This window comes from Phytohalomonas tamaricis (genome assembly GCF_003012345.1).
GTDB lineage: Bacteria > Pseudomonadota > Gammaproteobacteria > Pseudomonadales > Halomonadaceae > Phytohalomonas > Phytohalomonas tamaricis.
This window is the reverse complement of the sequence record NZ_PVRV01000023.1, coordinates 369,820-384,910: the sequence shown is the minus strand read 5'-3', so window position 1 is coordinate 384,910 and position 15,091 is coordinate 369,820. Positions and strand designations below refer to the sequence as shown.

Below are 15,091 nucleotides of genomic sequence, written 5' to 3'. Positions count from 1 at the left end.
ATGATGACGATATCACTGACTAGCATGATGCAAGATGCGAATTGTAAAGCGAAGGAGTGAATCATGACGAGCCCGATACTACTGATTACTGGCGCCTCTTCGGGGATTGGGCGAGCAACAGCGGAACTGGCGGCCGAGCAGGGCTACCATGTTGCCCTCGCGGCGCGAAGTGCCGACAAGCTTGAGGCGTTGGCGCAAGAGCTTACTGAGCGCCACGGCACCAAGGCGATAGCGGTATCCTGTGATGTACAGGACTGGGGCTCACAGCAGGCGATGGTCAAGCAGGTGCTGGATGAATTTGGCCGTCTTGACGCCGTCTTTGCCAATGCTGGGCGTGGTCTCGATGGTAAGGGCTTCGCCGGGAGTGACCCTGACGAGTGGCGCGAAGTCGTGCTGACCAATGTGCTGGGGCCGGCACTGACGTTGCGTGCCAGTCTTGAGGCGTTGAAATCGAGCCGCGGGCATGTCCTGATCACCGGCTCGGTGGCAGGACGACGTACCCTGCCGGGGTCGTTTTATGGTGCGACCAAGAGCGCGGTCCAGAGCATGGCGTATAACCTGCGCGAAGAGGTGCGTGGCAGCGGTATTCGGGTCACGCTGGTCGAGCCGGGGCTAGTCGATACGCCTTTCTTCGACAGTCCGCGCGAGAATGCGCTCAAGGCTGAAGATATCGCTCGTGCGGTAGTGTTTGCGTTGAATCAGCCCGCCTCAGTCGAAGTGCATGATATGTGCGTACTGCCGACGCCGCCCATCGATGACTAAGCTGCGTTAACTGACGAAGAAGCCCGCGCATGGCGCGGGCTTCTTGTTTCTCAGGGCGCTACGTTACTCAGAGCTTGGCGTTTATAGCAACGCGTCGAGTTTCTGCTTCAGCAGCGCATTGACCTGCTGCGGGTTAGCAGTACCGCGTGATGCCTTCATCGCCTGCCCGACGAAAAAGCCAATCATCTTGCCACGCTTGTCCTCTTCCGCTTCGCGGTACTGGGTGACCTGCACCGGATTGTCAGCAATCACCTGATCGATCATCGCCTCGATCGCTCCGGTATCAGTGACCTGCTTGAGGCCCTTGGCATCAATGATCTCATCGGCACTTTCGCCCTTGCGCTCCCACAGGTCAGCAAACACCTGCTTGGCGGCCTTGCCATTGATCGTCTCGTCCTTCAGGCGCAGCAGCAAGCCGCCGAGCTGATCGGCGCTGACAGGACTTTCAGTGATATCAAGGCTGTCCTTGTTGAGCCGTGCCATCAAATCGCCCTGAACCCAGTTGGCGGCCAATTTGGCATCACCGGCTACGTCCTTGACCCGTTCGAAGTACTCGGCCAGCGGACGCGAGCTCGACAAGAAGTCAGCGTCGTAAGCCGAAAGCCCGAGTTCATGCTGGAAACGCTGACGTTTCTCGGCCGGAAGTTCCGGTAGCGTGGTGCGTTGATGCTCGACGTAAGCTTCGTCAAGCATTAGCGGCAGCAGGTCAGGACAGGGGAAGTAGCGATAGTCGTTGGCTTCTTCCTTGGTACGCATGCTGCGCGTCTCGTCGAGATCGGGGTCGAACAGCCGCGTCTCTTGAATGACTTTGCCACCATCTTCAATCAGGTCAATCTGACGCTCGACTTCAAAGGCAATAGCGCGCTCGGCGAAACGAAACGAGTTGACGTTCTTGATTTCGGCGCGGGTGCCGTAGGTTTCCTGACCCTTGGGGCGCACCGAGACGTTGACGTCGCAACGCATCGAACCTTCGGCCATGTTGCCGTCGGAAATGCCTAGATAAGTGACAATGGCATGAATGGCTTTGATATAGGCTGACGCTTCCTTGGCCGAACGCAAATCCGGCTCGGAGACAATCTCAAGCAGCGGGGTGCCGGAACGGTTTAAATCGATACCGGTCATGCCGTGGTAGTCCTCATGCAGCGACTTGCCGGCATCTTCCTCAAGGTGTGCGTGATGGATGCGTATCCGCTTGGTCGAGCCATCCTCAAGCGTGATCTCGACTTCCCCTGGGCCGATGATCGGCTGCGCCATCTGACTGGTCTGATAGCCCTTGGGCAGGTCGGGGTAGAAGTAATTCTTACGCTCGAATACCGAGATTTCAGGAATCTGGGCGTTGATGGCTAGCCCGAACTGAACGGCCATGGCGACGGCGTTCTCGTTGAGCACCGGCAATACGCCGGGCAGGCCGAGATCAACCGCGCTGGCCTGAGTATTCGCTTCGGCGCCGAAAGCGGTCGAGGCACCGGAAAAGATTTTAGATTGAGTGGCGAGCTGGACGTGAACTTCCAGCCCGATCACGGTTTCCCATTGCATTAACGTATCTCCTGTCGCCGCAACCTGGACGAATTAAACATCGAGCTCAGGGCGACGCTGATGCCAATCGGTCGCTTGCTGATAGACATGGGCAACATTGAGCAGATGCGACTCGGCAAAGTGCGGTGCGAGAATCTGCAGGCCGACTGGGCGGCGCTCCGTCGGGTGCTGACCGGCGAAACCTGCCGGGACACTGATGCCTGGAATACCCGCCAAGTTAATGGCGATGGTATAGATATCCTGCAGGTACATTTGCACCGGGTCAGCCTTGGCGCCGAGTTCGAAAGCGGTGGTCGGTGCTGCGGGTCCCATCAGTACATCGACTTTTTCGAAAGCATCGAGGAAATCCTGACGGATCAGCCGGCGTACCTGCTGCGCCTTCCGGTAGTAGGCATCGAAGAACCCTTCGGAGAGGGTATGCGTACCAATCAAAATGCGGCGCTTGACCTCGTCGCCGAAGCCTTCGGCGCGAGTGCGCTTGTACATGTCGATCAGATCGACTGGGTCCTTGCAGCGATGACCGAAGCGCACGCCGTCATAGCGTGACAGGTTCGAAGACGCTTCGGCTGGGGCGATGACGTAATAGGCCGGCACGGCGAGGTCGGTATGCGGCAAGCTGACGTCGATCACTTGGGCACCCAGTGATTCATAGACCTTGATCGCTTCCCGCACCGCTTGTTCGACGCCACTGTCGAGCCCGTCGCCGAAATATTCCTTGGGTAAGCCGATCTTCAGCCCGGTAAGCGGTTTTTCCAGGTCGTGAGTGTAGTCGGGCACGACGCGGGACACGCTGGTTGAATCGCGTGGGTCATGGCCAGCCATGGCATTGAGCAGCAGGGCACAATCCTCGGCTGTGCGTGCCATTGGACCGCCCTGATCAAGGCTTGACGCGTAGGCGATCATGCCATAACGCGAGACCCGACCGTAGGTTGGTTTCAGGCCGGTAATGCCACAGAACGCGGCGGGCTGACGAATCGAGCCACCGGTATCGGTACCCAGCGCGGCCGGCGCGAGGCCTGCGGCAACGGCAGCAGCTGAGCCTCCAGATGATCCGCCCGGAACAAGACGGGTATCCCAAGGGTTCTTGACCGGGCCGTAGAAACTGTTTTCGTTGGAGGAGCCCATCGCAAACTCATCCATGTTGGTCTTGCCCAAGCATACGGTACCGGCAAGCTTCAGCTTCTCGACGACTGTGGCGTCGTAGGGCGCGGCGAAATTATCGAGCATCTTCGAGCCGCAACTGGTGCGCACGCCTTCGGTGCAATAAATATCCTTGTAGGCGATCGGAACGCCAGCAAGAATCCCTGCCTGACCGTTTTGGCGCGCCTGGTCGGCGGCGTCGGCATCGGCCAAGGCGCGTTCGTGCGTTACGGTGATGAAGCTGTTGAGCTGGGGATCGAGATGATCGATCCGCGCAAGCAGGGCGGTAGTCAGTTCGCGACTGGAGTAGTCGCCACTGGCCAACCCGCGGGCGAGTTCGGCGAGAGTGAGGTCGTGCATGGACTAGCGAACTCCTTGACTCGTTCGGCTATGCATTGTCATGGCCCGGTCAGAGCGCCATGGTATGGAACTGGCGATGATCCGGATAATTAAAGCGTTGGTTATTCGACGACGCGTGGGACAAGATAAAGCCCATCAGCCACGGCCGGTGCGCAGGACTGAAAGGCCTCACGACGATTCGGCTCAATGATTTCATCGGCGCGCAAGGGTTGTGTGGCGTCGAGCGGATGAGAAAGCGGTAGCACGCCTTCGGTATCGACGCTCTGCAAGCGATCGACCATTTCAAGGATGCGGGAAAGGTCATTAACATAACCATGAGCTTCCTGCTCGTCGAGCCCCAAACGGGCCAGGTGAGCGGCCCGCAGTACGTCTGCATGTTCAATCGCCATAAGGGTTCCTGTAAGCCAGATTAAAAAAAGTACAAATTTAACGAGATCAAATAGGCAAAAAAGGTATCATATCTTAGCGCTTTTGGCAGGCAGCCTCGCTTGCCGCGCCTTCGGGGCGATGATACCGTTTGCATCCGCACAGGGTTCCGGTCTGCACTAGGTGAAAGACTTTCATGTTTAAACGTTTACGGGGGCTGTTTTCCAGCGATCTATCGATCGACCTTGGAACGGCCAATACACTGATTTACGTGCGCGGTCGCGGTATCGTGCTCGACGAACCGTCGGTCGTGGCCATTCGCCAGTCAGGCAGCATGCGCAGCGTTGCTGCTGTCGGCCTGGACGCCAAGCGTATGCTTGGCCGCACGCCCGGTAACATTACTGCTATCCGTCCGATGAAGGACGGCGTGATTGCTGATTTTACCGTTACTGAGCAAATGCTTCAGTACTTTATCCGCAAGGTGCATCAAAGTACTTTTTTGACGCCGAGCCCGCGCGTGCTGGTATGCGTGCCGTGCATGTCGACTCAGGTCGAACGCCGTGCGATCAAGGAATCTGCTGAAGGTGCGGGTGCGCGTGAAGTATTTTTGATCGAAGAGCCCATGGCGGCTGCGATCGGTGCGGGACTGCCGGTTGAGGAAGCTCAGGGGTCGATGGTTGTCGATATCGGTGGCGGTACGACCGAAATCGCGATCATTTCACTATCCGGCGTGGTTTATTCCGAGTCCGTGCGTGTCGGCGGTGACCGTTTCGATGAAGCGATCACGGCGTATGTACGTCGCCACTACGGTAGCCTGATCGGTGAGGCGACCGCTGAGCGGATCAAGGAAGAGATCGGTTGTGCCTATCCCGGCGGTGAACTGCGTGAAATCGATGTGCGTGGTCGTAATCTGGCTGAAGGCGTGCCACGCAGCTTTACGCTCAATTCCAATGAGATCCTCGATGCATTGCAGGAGCCGCTGGCGTCAATTGTCGCTGCAGTAAGGAGCGCGCTCGAACAGTCTCCGCCGGAGCTTGCCTCCGATATTGCTGATCGTGGGCTGGTCATTACCGGTGGTGGTGCGCTGCTGCGTGGAATCGACAAGCTCATCGCCGAAGAAAGCGGTCTGCCAGTGATCATTGCCGAAGATCCGCTGACGTGCGTTGCACGCGGTGGTGGCAAGGCGCTTGAAATGATCGATCAGCATTCCTTCGAGCTGCTGTCCACAGACTGAGTCCGTCCGCGATCGCCGATAGTATGTCGGCGGTCGTCGGCCTGCGGGAGGAAGGCCTATCAAACCTCTGTTTACGCACGGACCTGTTCCGGGCTATCGGATGCTATTGTGTTCGATCCTGGCCTTTGCCTTGATGTTTGCTGATCACCGCTTTGATTGGGTTGAGTCCGCACGGGCGCAGTTCTCGACAGCTGTTGCGCCGATTCAATGGGCGGTTAGCCTGCCATCGAAAGGCCTGAGTTGGGTATCCATGGCGGTGATGCGCCAGAATGACCTTATCGATGAGAATCAGCATCTGCGCGGTCAGCTTCTGATGCTCTCCCAGCGCGTCCAACGGATGGCGAGCCTCGCTGCCGAAAATGACCGGCTGCGCCAGCTGCTCAAGGCCACTCCGCGCGGTAATATTCCGTATATCACCGCCGAACTGATGATGCTCGACAATGATCCGTTCATTCAGCAAATGATCATTGACCGGGGGCAGCGTGAGGGCGTCTATGTCGGTCAGCCTGTCGTTGATGCCTCGGGGTTGGCCGGTCAGGTTATTTCGGTGTCGCGGTATACCAGTCGAGTGCTGTTGGTCACCGATGCCAGTCATGCCGTGCCGGTTCAGATCAATCGCAACGGGCTGCGCTTCATCGTGCAGGGCAATGGTGGATCCGATGGCCTTGAGGTGCTGCATGTACCCAATAACGCTGATATCCAGGAGGGTGATCTGCTGATCACTTCAGGGTTGGCGCACCGTTTCCCGGAAGGCTACCCCGTCGCTCAGGTGACGCAGGTAGAGCGCGACCCTGGTGGCCCTTTCGCCAATGTTGAGGCACGTCCCATGGCTCAGATTGATCGCAGCCGCCAGTTTCTATTGCTATTTACCCGCGATGCATTTGAGGCCGAGCCCGAACTGGATTCAAACGCTGTAATGGGAGCGCTCAAGGCGGTGGGAGTAACTGCTGGGACCGAGAGTGAAGAGGGTGTACATGCGCAGTAACCTGACTATCTGGCTATCGTTGCTGCTGGCGCTTGGGTTACAGGTTATGCCGCTCCCTGACGTGTGGCTGTTGTGGCGTCCCAACTGGCTGGGACTGATGTTGGCATACTGGTGCTTCAGCATGCCGCAGCGGGTAGGCGTCTTTCATGGCTTCATCTTCGGCCTGTTGCTTGATCTGCTTGAAGGAATGCCGCTGGGGCAGAATGCCTTTCTGCTTTCTTGCCTCGCCTACCTGGCGCTTTTGCTCTATCAGCGCATGCGAATGTACTCACTATGGCAGCAAGCGCTGATGATTGTGGTCATTCTTGGTCTGGTTCAGCTATTTGAACAGTGGCTGAGGCTCGCCTTCGGTGCCACATCGCTGCATATTGAGTTCGTCTATTCAGCGCTGGTGGGGGGGCTGCTCTGGCCCTGGTTCTTTACGCTTATGCAATTGGTCAGGCGTCGTTTTTCGATAATCTGAATGCAGGCATTGCGTAGGTCATGTGCATATCCAGGCAATGAATGATTCAATCAAACGTTGATGAGGCTGTGTAATGACAATGACTTCATCGCTCTGTCTGGCGTCGTCATCTCCGCGCCGCCGTGAACTATTGGCGTCGATTGGCGTGCCGATCACGGTGTGTGCGATAGATATCGATGAAACACCCGGTCGTGACGAGGGGGCCCAAGCGTATGTCGTGAGGCTGGCGCTTGAGAAGGCCCGCGCCGGAGCCAAGTGTGCGAGTGACAATGTGGTGCTGGGCTCGGATACGGCCGTCGTGCTTGATGGTCAGATTCTCGGCAAGCCTCGTGACAAGGCCCATGGTATTGCCATGCTCAAGGCTCTTTCGGGGCGGCGTCATCAGGTGATGACAGCAGTAGCCGTTGTCGGCCCTGCCGGTGAGCTTCAGGCATGTGTCACGACCGAGGTATTCATGCGCCACATCGATGAAGGCGAAATCGAGGCCTACTGGGATACCGGCGAGCCATGTGACAAGGCAGGCAGCTATGCCATCCAGGGGCTGGCGTCGGTCTTTATTGAACGTATCGAGGGCAGTTATTCGGCAGTGGTAGGATTGCCACTGTTCGAAACGGCGCAATTGCTTGGCCGGCAGGGCATATCGGTTTGGCAGCGCCCACGATAGTGCATGGGCAATAATGATTTTCCCGTTGGTATATACAGTCTCATAGCGCCGTCCGGGCTAGATTGCCATAATCGCGCTGTGCTTTCTGCCATCGTTTAATGACCATGCTTCAAGGACAAGGATATCCGTATGAGCGGTGAGGTACTCATTAACCTGACTCCGATGGAAACCCGGGTCGCGGTGGTCGAAAACGGTGTGCTGCAGGAGGCATATATCGAGCGCAGCCGGCGACGCGGGATCGTGGGTAACATCTATAAGGGCAAGGTGATCAGAGTCTTGCCGGGCATGCAGGCCGCATTCATCGACATTGGGCTCGAGCGTGCGGCATTCATTCATGCCCAGGAGGTCATGCCGCCCAATACGCCACATGGCGAGCTGGTGTCCATCAGCCAGCTGTTGCACCAGGGACAATCATTGGTCGTTCAGGTGGCCAAGGACCCGATCGGGAGCAAAGGCGCTCGTTTGACCACCCATCTGTCTATCCCCTCACGCTATCTTGTCTACATGGCCGACTCACCACATACCGGTGTCTCACTGCGTATTGAGGATGAGGCGGAACGTGAACGGCTGCGCAAGATCGTTGACGCATGCCATGAGGAGTTTGCCTCAGGCATTGGCGGTGGGTTCATTATCCGCACTGTCGCCGAAGGTGCCGGGCGTGATGAGATCGCCCAGGATATGCAGTTTCTGCTGCGTTTGTGGCAGAAGGTCGATGAACAGCGCGGCCATGCGGGTATTGCGACGCTGATTTATGACGATCTTCCTCTGTTTATGCGAACGCTGCGCGATGTCATGCGTGATGATATCGAGCGTGTACGTATCGATTCGCGCGAAAATTATTTTCGGTTGAAGCAATTCGCGTGCGAGTTCATGCCGAATATCGAATCGCATATCGAGTACTATCCTGGCGAGCGCCCCATCTTTGATCTGTTCTCAGTAGAGGACGAGCTGCAAAAATCATTGCAACGTAAGGTACAGCTCAAGTCCGGTGGTTATCTCGTCATCGATCAGACCGAGGCGATGACGACGATCGATGTCAACACGGGCGGCTTTGTCGGCCATCGCAATCTCGAAGAAACCATCTTCAAAACCAACCTGGAAGCAGCGACAGCGATTGCTCGTCAGTTGCGGCTGCGCAATCTGGGTGGAATCATCATTATCGATTTCATCGACATGGAAGAGTCTGAGCACCAACGCCAGGTGCTGCGAGTACTGGAAAAGGCGCTGGAACGCGACCATGCCAAGAATAAACTGACCGGTGTAACCGAGCTGGGGCTTGTTCAACTGACCCGCAAGCGTACCCGTGAGAGCCTTGAGCAGGTGCTGTGCGAACCCTGCCATATCTGTCAGGGCAGGGGCACGCTGAAGACACCGGAAACGGTCTGCTATGAGATTCTGCGCGAAATCATGCGCAATGAACGAGCCTATGCACCGGAGAAGTATACGGTGCTGGCTTCGCAGGCCGTGGTCGACCGCCTGCTTGATGAGGAGTCAGCCGCGGTTGCTGATCTCGAAGGGTTCATTGGCAAGACCATCCGCTTCCAAGTGGAAAATCATTATTCTCAGGAGCAGTACGATATCGTACTGATGTGAGGCAATGTATCCACTGCGTGCCCTGTTGCGATTGAGTCTTACGCTTCTTGCCACCTTACTGGTCCTGGTGGCAATCACGTTGACAGCGCTGCGATTGGGTATCCTGCAACAGCCCTGGGCGCAGGAGGCTATCGTCGACTGGGTAGGCATGCCGTTGGACGTCGAAGGGCGACTGGGCAAGCTCGACCTGGCGCTGACCGGTTTTGATCCATGGCTTGAGCTGGGTGACCTGTCGCTGGCGACGGATGGGGAGGGTGAAGAAGATGCCCAGCCGTTGCTAAAGCTTGATCGCCTCAGCGCGCGGATTGATGGCGGCGCCTCATTACGCGAGGGTTATCCGGTATTCTCCCGCCTGGAAGGGCATGGCCTGACAGTACATCTTTACCAGACGCCGGACGGTGGTTGGCGTTGGCGTGATACGCGTAGCGATGACAGTAGTAACGCCATGGATTTTGACGTTGCGGATATTGATCGCTGGATGAAGCGATTAGCACGTCAGAATGTGCAGATCAATGATATCAATGTCGTGCTTCATGGTCAGGAGCAGGCGCTGGAGATCCACCTTCCCTCACTATTGATTGCCATGCATGAAGGCCGTCCACATCTTGAAGGACGCGTGCGCGTTGATGAGAGAACTGAAGATGGTGCATGGCTTGTGGCTGAACTCCCCAAACCTGGTGATGACTTCGATGCGCGTCTGCAGATGCGCGCCGATGCCGGGCAGGTAGCAACGCTCGCTCAAGTGTTGGCAAGCGGTACGGATTACCATGTTCGCGACGCACAGGGTAACGCAACGCTATGGGCAACGTGGCGAGACGGCGCGCTGCGGGATGTGCGCAGTGTCATCGATATTCCCTCCGTAGAGCTAGCGTATCGTGGCACCCAGATTACTGTTAACGATGTTACCGCCAACGCATTGTTTAAGCGTAGCAACGGCCATTGGCACGGCTGGATCAGTAATTTTGGTGCGCAACTTGGTGATCAAAAAGCGTCGGCGCTGCCTGCCAACATAGAGCTCGAAGGCAGTGATAACTTCAAGCGTCTTGAAGTGCGGGCCGAGGGGTTCGATATCGGCCGTGCATTGGCATGGCAAGGTTTACTGCCGCTGCCTAATGATATACATCGTGCTCTTGAAGGCATGAATCCTCAAGGCCATGTCACAGGAGTCGGGCTGCGTCGTGACGATGGTTGGCACCTCAATGCCGGTGTCGAGTCGCTGGCGTCAAGCGCTTGGCAAAACGTGCCGGGCGGTGGCCCAGTCAATGCCTGGGTAGAGATGGAGGGCCTAAGCGGGCAGGCACGTTTTCTCGCTAAGCCTGATATGCGTTTTTCGATGCCACGCGTGTTCGAGAATCCCTGGTCCTTCGAGCGTGCCAGCGGTGTTATCGGTTGGCAGATTGACGAGAATGAAAATGTCACGCTGACCGGCAAGAAACTGGAGGTGACACGGCGTGGCGCACCGGCTTCCGGTAATTTTGAGCTGTCCCTGCCCAAAGGCGGGCATCAGCGTTTCAAGCTCGATCTGTCGTTCTCCGATATCAAAGCTGAGCACCCCCGTGAATGGCTTCCGCTCAACGCGCTTGACCCCGAATTGCGCCAATGGCTGAAAAAAAATGTTCACCGAGGTGAGATACCTCATGGCACGCTTGCCTTGAACCTGCTGTTCAATGGCGATGACGCACCGGATAAAGATCGCGTCAGACTGGCGCTTGATGTGCGCAATGCTGAAGTCGGTTATCTGGAGGGATGGCCAGCGCTGAAGGAAATCGATGGGGCATTTGAGATGCGCAACGACACGCTGTCTGCACATCTGACACATGCCAATCTGGTGGGGCTGGAGACACAAAGTGCTGACATATCTTTGCGTGACAAGCAATTGGACGTTACTTCCGAGACGGTCAAGGGTGACGCTGGCGACGCCTTGCGTTTGCTACAGGTTGCGCCACTCAGTGAATCGCTGAGCACGACGCTCAACGGCTGGCGCGCCTCAGGGCCGACAAGGGGAAGCCTGCATATCAAGGTGCCAATGGAGGCGCCTGAGCAGGCTGAAGTCATGATTGACAGCAAGATCGACAAAGGCAGGGTATTGTTTATTGAGCCTGATGTCACCGTGACCGATATTGATGGCGATTTGAGCTATCACCATCTTCCCAATGAAGAGCGTTTGACCGGTACGCTCAATGGCCGTGTGTTTGAAGGCCCCGTTCAGGCCAAGATTGATCTCGCTCATCAGGAAATGCATGTCACCGGCAACGCTCATGCGCGTGGCGTGCTTGGCTGGCTGGGCATTAACGGGTTGACACAGAGTATCAATGGCGACGCCCCCTATCAGGCCCGTTTTGACCTTGAAAAAGGCAAGTTTTTACTCTCGCTTAACACGTCATTGAAAGGCATTACTATCGATTTACCGGCACCGTTCGGCAAGCTGGCGGCGCAATCGATACCTCTCAAGCTCAACATGGATTTGACGCATGGTAATGGCACGTTCGAAGTCGAGGACCGTGTCTTTGCCCGCTGGCGTAATGAGATGCGCCAAGGGCAGATATGGGTGCAGCAGTGGCCTGAGGCTCCACAATGGCCTGAACCGGGACAGGGGACTGATCGCTGGCAGGTGATCTGGCATACCCCGCGTATAGACCCCATGGCCTGGCAGACCGCGGTCAAGGAATTGTCGTTCAAGGAGCATAAGGCTGCCGGAGCTGGCCAGCGTCAGAGTGAAAATATCACGTTTGAAGAAGTTGATTTCCAGACGCCATGTCTAGTGGTCAATACGCAGTGCTTGGGGCGCTTCTCAGCGCATGCGCTCAAGCACGATGGAAATTGGCACGCGACGCTGGGATCATCGTTGGGAACCGGGACGGCAGCCTGGTATCCGCAGGCCGATCTGCCTTTACAGGTGCAGCTCGACTATCTCGATTTGGCACCATTGATGGCAATAGGTGCCGACAAGCAAGCGCGTCGGCCCGATGGGCTGTTGGGCGCGATCGAGACCGAGTCCAGCACGTCCGAGAGCGTTGCTGCTCAGGCGCTAGCGTTCCCCGAGGGAATGGCTTCGGTCCCTGACGGTTCGCTCGACATCGATGCGCTCAAGCGGGGCGAGACTAGGCTTGGCGCAGTGCATGCCCAATGGCAGGCTAATGCGCGTAGCCTGAAAGTGGCACCGCTTCGTCTTTCTCTGCCGGGCTCGACAGTCAGTGGTCGTGTGGCTTGGGAACGAGTGGGCGATGCGGCAAGTCTGACGCATAGCCAGCTGCGCCTCGATATAGGTGATTTTGGCAAAACCCTGCATGCTTTCGATCAGCCTGTCGTTGTGCACACCGACAGTGGACGTCTAAACTCGCAGTTGGCCTGGCCAGGTGCGCCCTGGCAGTTCGCATTGGAACGAGCCGATGGCCGTCTGGCTCTAGATGTTGGAAAAGGTCGGTTCGTAAAGCTCGACTCGGCTTCGGCAAAACTTATTGGTCTTTTTAATTTTGATAATCTTGTTCGTCGCCTGACGCTGGATTTTTCCGACGTTACCAAGGCCGGAACTGCATTTAATTCCATCAAAGGCGATGCCACGCTCTATGCCGGTCGGCTCAAGACACAGTCACCGATTGAAATCAGCGGAGCGGCTACACATTTTACCGTAGATGGACAGGTTGACCTGGTCGACCGTACTCTGGATCAGCGGCTCGGTGTTACAGTGCCGGTCTCTCAGAATCTACCCTTGGCCGCCGTCCTGATCGGTGCGCCTCAAGTCGGAGGTGCTTTGTTTGTACTCCATTGGCTGTTTGGTCATTGGGTCGACAAGGTGACCGAGATCCATTATCGCGTTCGAGGTCCATGGGCTTCGCCGCAAATCAGCTTGGAAAGTGCCCGATGAATCTAAACAGCATTGATCCACTAGACGAAGCGCAAGCGCTGCTTCTAAGTCCTGGCGGCCTCGATCTTGAGGCGCTGGATACTGGTCTTGGCCATGCGATGGGGCCAGGAATTGATTTTGCCGATCTCTTCTTTCAGCGCAATTGGCAGGAGTCATGGTCGCTTGAAGACGGTGAAGTGAAAAATGCCGGTTATCATATCGACGGTGGGGTAGGCGTACGTGCTCAAGCTGGAGAAAAGACCGGCTTCGCCTACTCCAATCAGATTACCGCCGATGCGCTGCGCGAGACCGGAGCGACGGCATCGGGTATTGCCAGAAGTGGTGCACGCCTAGCGCCGCAGCCGGTGATACGTCTGACTTATCCCGAACGTTATGCCGGGCGCGATCCTCTCACTGAATTGTCCGCCGAGGAGAAGGTGGCGATGCTGCAAGAGGCCGATCGCGTGGCGCGCGCGGTCGATCCTGCCGTTTCCCAGGTCAGCGTATCGCTTTCCGGCGAGTTTGATGTCGTCATGGTGCGTGCCAGTGACGGTACGCTGGCCGCTGACATTCGCCCCTTGGTTCGCTTCAACGTATCGGTAATTGCGTCGCGTAACGGACGTCGTGAGCGTGGTAGTGCTGGCGGTGGCGGCCGCTTTTCGATGGCCAAGCTCAAGCAGGACGGTGTCGCCGAGCGTTATGCCAAGGAGGCAGTACGTCAGGCACTGGTCAACCTTGAGGCGGTCGATGCTCCGGCAGGACAGTTGCCCGTGGTGTTGGGTAATGGCTGGCCGGGCGTTCTGCTGCACGAGGCGGTTGGTCATGGCCTGGAGGGTGACTTTAATCGCAAGGGAAGCTCAGCGTTTGCAGGAAAAATGGGACAGCAGGTTGCTGCCCGTGGCGTCACCGTAGTCGATGACGGCACGCTGTCGAATATGCGTGGCTCGATGTCTGTCGATGATGAGGGAACCCCGAGTCAGTGCACGCCGTTGATCGAAGATGGCAAATTGACAGGCTATATGCAGGACAAGCTCAATGCACGCTTGATGGGAATGGCCCCGACGGGTAATGCACGCCGCGAGTCGTATGCTCATACGGTAATGCCGCGCATGACCAATACCTACATGCTGGGTGGTCAGCATGAGCCTGAAGAAATCATCAAGAGTGTCAAGCGTGGACTTTATGCGGTGAGTTTCGGCGGGGGGCAGGTGGATATCACTTCGGGCAAGTTTGTCTTCTCGGCAAGCGAAGCTTACATGATCGAGGATGGCCGTATCACCACGCCGGTCAAGGGTGCGACGCTGATTGGTAATGGCCCCGACGTGATGGGCAAAATATCGATGATTGGCAATGATATGGCGCTGGATACCGGCATTGGCGTATGCGGCAAGGAAGGTCAGTCAGTCCCGGTCGGTGTCGGTCAGCCAACGCTCAAGGTCGATGAAATTACCATTGGCGGTACTGCCGTTTAATGTAGACAGTACGGCCAACGGTAATGAAGGGGAGGCGTTCTCTCCGGCGAGTAGCCACGCGTTACGCTGTATTTATAGCTCGACTTATAGTCCGGAGCTATCGCGTAGAAATTTGAACAGTTTGCGCGAACTGGTAGGCGGTTTACCGGCATCGCGTTCACGTTGAGCGTTACGAATGAGCTGCCGCAGTGTTTGACGGTCAACGTCGGGATACTGTTCGAGCAGCTCGGCTACGGCACTGTCACCTTCGGCAACCAAGCGGTCGCGCCACTGTTCGAGACGATGAAAATGAAGATCGCGATTGAGTTTTTCCTGTTCGAACTCCTCGAAGGTTGCCTTGATCGCTTCGAGGTCCTCTTTACGCATGACCTTGCCGACGTACTGCATGTGACGCCGCCGCGCTTCATGGGAATGGATGCGTGAGGTTTCATCCACGGCGGCGAGCATGTCATCGGACAGGGGTAGACGGGCACGCTGGCTTGGCGACAATTCGATGATTTTCTCGCCTAACGCTTGCAGAGCATGCATTTCTCGCTTGAGCTGGGACTTGCTCGGCCGATCGTCAAAATCGGTGGGAATATCAGTAGCCATGTTGATCCATTAAATCTGGGTATAGGGTAAGTATATCAGCCCATGCCTCAAGAAGAGCCATACATTAAGCAGGAGTGAACC

Annotated in this window: 12 protein-coding genes; 8 read left to right on the top strand and 4 right to left on the bottom strand. The window is 56.7% G+C overall.

Features of this window, described 5'->3' with window-relative positions; translation table 11 throughout:
* The first annotated feature begins 63 nt into the window (after positions 1-63).
* Entirely contained in the window at positions 64-762 is a 699-nt protein-coding gene (locus C3Z11_RS13265) for an SDR family oxidoreductase (protein WP_106478425.1), read from the top strand.
* An 81-nt stretch (positions 763-843) separates the two neighbouring features.
* Here the strand turns inward: C3Z11_RS13265 and gatB are convergent, their stop codons facing one another.
* The 3 genes from gatB to gatC form a co-directional block, all read right to left on the bottom strand.
* A complete protein-coding gene (gene gatB, locus C3Z11_RS13260) occupies positions 844-2,298 on the bottom strand; it encodes an Asp-tRNA(Asn)/Glu-tRNA(Gln) amidotransferase subunit GatB (RefSeq protein ID WP_106478424.1) in 1,455 nt (484 codons plus the stop codon).
* 33 nt (positions 2,299-2,331) lie between these two features.
* Entirely contained in the window at positions 2,332-3,798 is a 1,467-nt protein-coding gene (gene gatA / locus C3Z11_RS13255; RefSeq protein ID WP_106478423.1) for an Asp-tRNA(Asn)/Glu-tRNA(Gln) amidotransferase subunit GatA, read from the bottom strand.
* A gap of 101 nt (positions 3,799-3,899) precedes the next feature.
* Positions 3,900-4,187, bottom strand: a complete 288-nt coding sequence (gene gatC / locus C3Z11_RS13250) for an Asp-tRNA(Asn)/Glu-tRNA(Gln) amidotransferase subunit GatC (protein ID WP_106478422.1) — start codon at positions 4,185-4,187, stop codon at positions 3,900-3,902.
* A gap of 173 nt (positions 4,188-4,360) precedes the next feature.
* Here gatC and C3Z11_RS13245 point away from each other — a divergent pair, with 173 nt between their 5' ends.
* The 7 genes from C3Z11_RS13245 (at position 4,361) to tldD (ending at position 14,419) form a co-directional block, all read left to right on the top strand.
* Positions 4,361-5,398, top strand: a complete 1,038-nt coding sequence (locus C3Z11_RS13245) for a rod shape-determining protein (protein WP_106478421.1) — start codon at positions 4,361-4,363, stop codon at positions 5,396-5,398.
* A gap of 58 nt (positions 5,399-5,456) precedes the next feature.
* Positions 5,457-6,383, top strand: coding sequence for a rod shape-determining protein MreC (gene mreC, locus C3Z11_RS13240; protein WP_262927408.1), 927 nt, complete (start codon positions 5,457-5,459; stop codon positions 6,381-6,383).
* Positions 6,373-6,846 (top strand): rod shape-determining protein MreD, encoded by a 474-nt coding sequence (gene mreD, locus C3Z11_RS13235; protein ID WP_106478419.1) that lies wholly within the window; start codon positions 6,373-6,375, stop codon positions 6,844-6,846. The genes mreC and mreD overlap by 11 nt, the downstream gene beginning before the upstream one ends.
* 73 nt (positions 6,847-6,919) lie before the next feature.
* Positions 6,920-7,510, top strand: a complete 591-nt coding sequence (locus tag C3Z11_RS13230) for a Maf family protein (protein WP_106478418.1) — start codon at positions 6,920-6,922, stop codon at positions 7,508-7,510.
* A gap of 129 nt (positions 7,511-7,639) precedes the next feature.
* Entirely contained in the window at positions 7,640-9,103 is a 1,464-nt protein-coding gene (gene rng, locus C3Z11_RS13225) for a ribonuclease G (RefSeq protein WP_106478417.1), read from the top strand.
* A gap of 4 nt (positions 9,104-9,107) precedes the next feature.
* Positions 9,108-12,968, top strand: coding sequence for a YhdP family protein (locus C3Z11_RS13220; protein WP_106478416.1), 3,861 nt, complete (start codon positions 9,108-9,110; stop codon positions 12,966-12,968).
* Positions 12,965-14,419: a metalloprotease TldD gene (tldD, locus tag C3Z11_RS13215; protein ID WP_106478415.1), complete on the top strand. Its 1,455-nt coding sequence runs from the start codon at positions 12,965-12,967 to the stop codon at positions 14,417-14,419. The genes C3Z11_RS13220 and tldD overlap by 4 nt, the downstream gene beginning before the upstream one ends.
* An 84-nt stretch (positions 14,420-14,503) precedes the next feature.
* Here tldD and yjgA read toward each other — a convergent pair whose 3' ends face one another.
* Positions 14,504-15,010, bottom strand: a complete 507-nt coding sequence (yjgA, locus tag C3Z11_RS13210; protein WP_106478414.1) for a ribosome biogenesis factor YjgA — start codon at positions 15,008-15,010, stop codon at positions 14,504-14,506.
* Positions 15,011-15,091 lie beyond the last annotated feature (81 nt).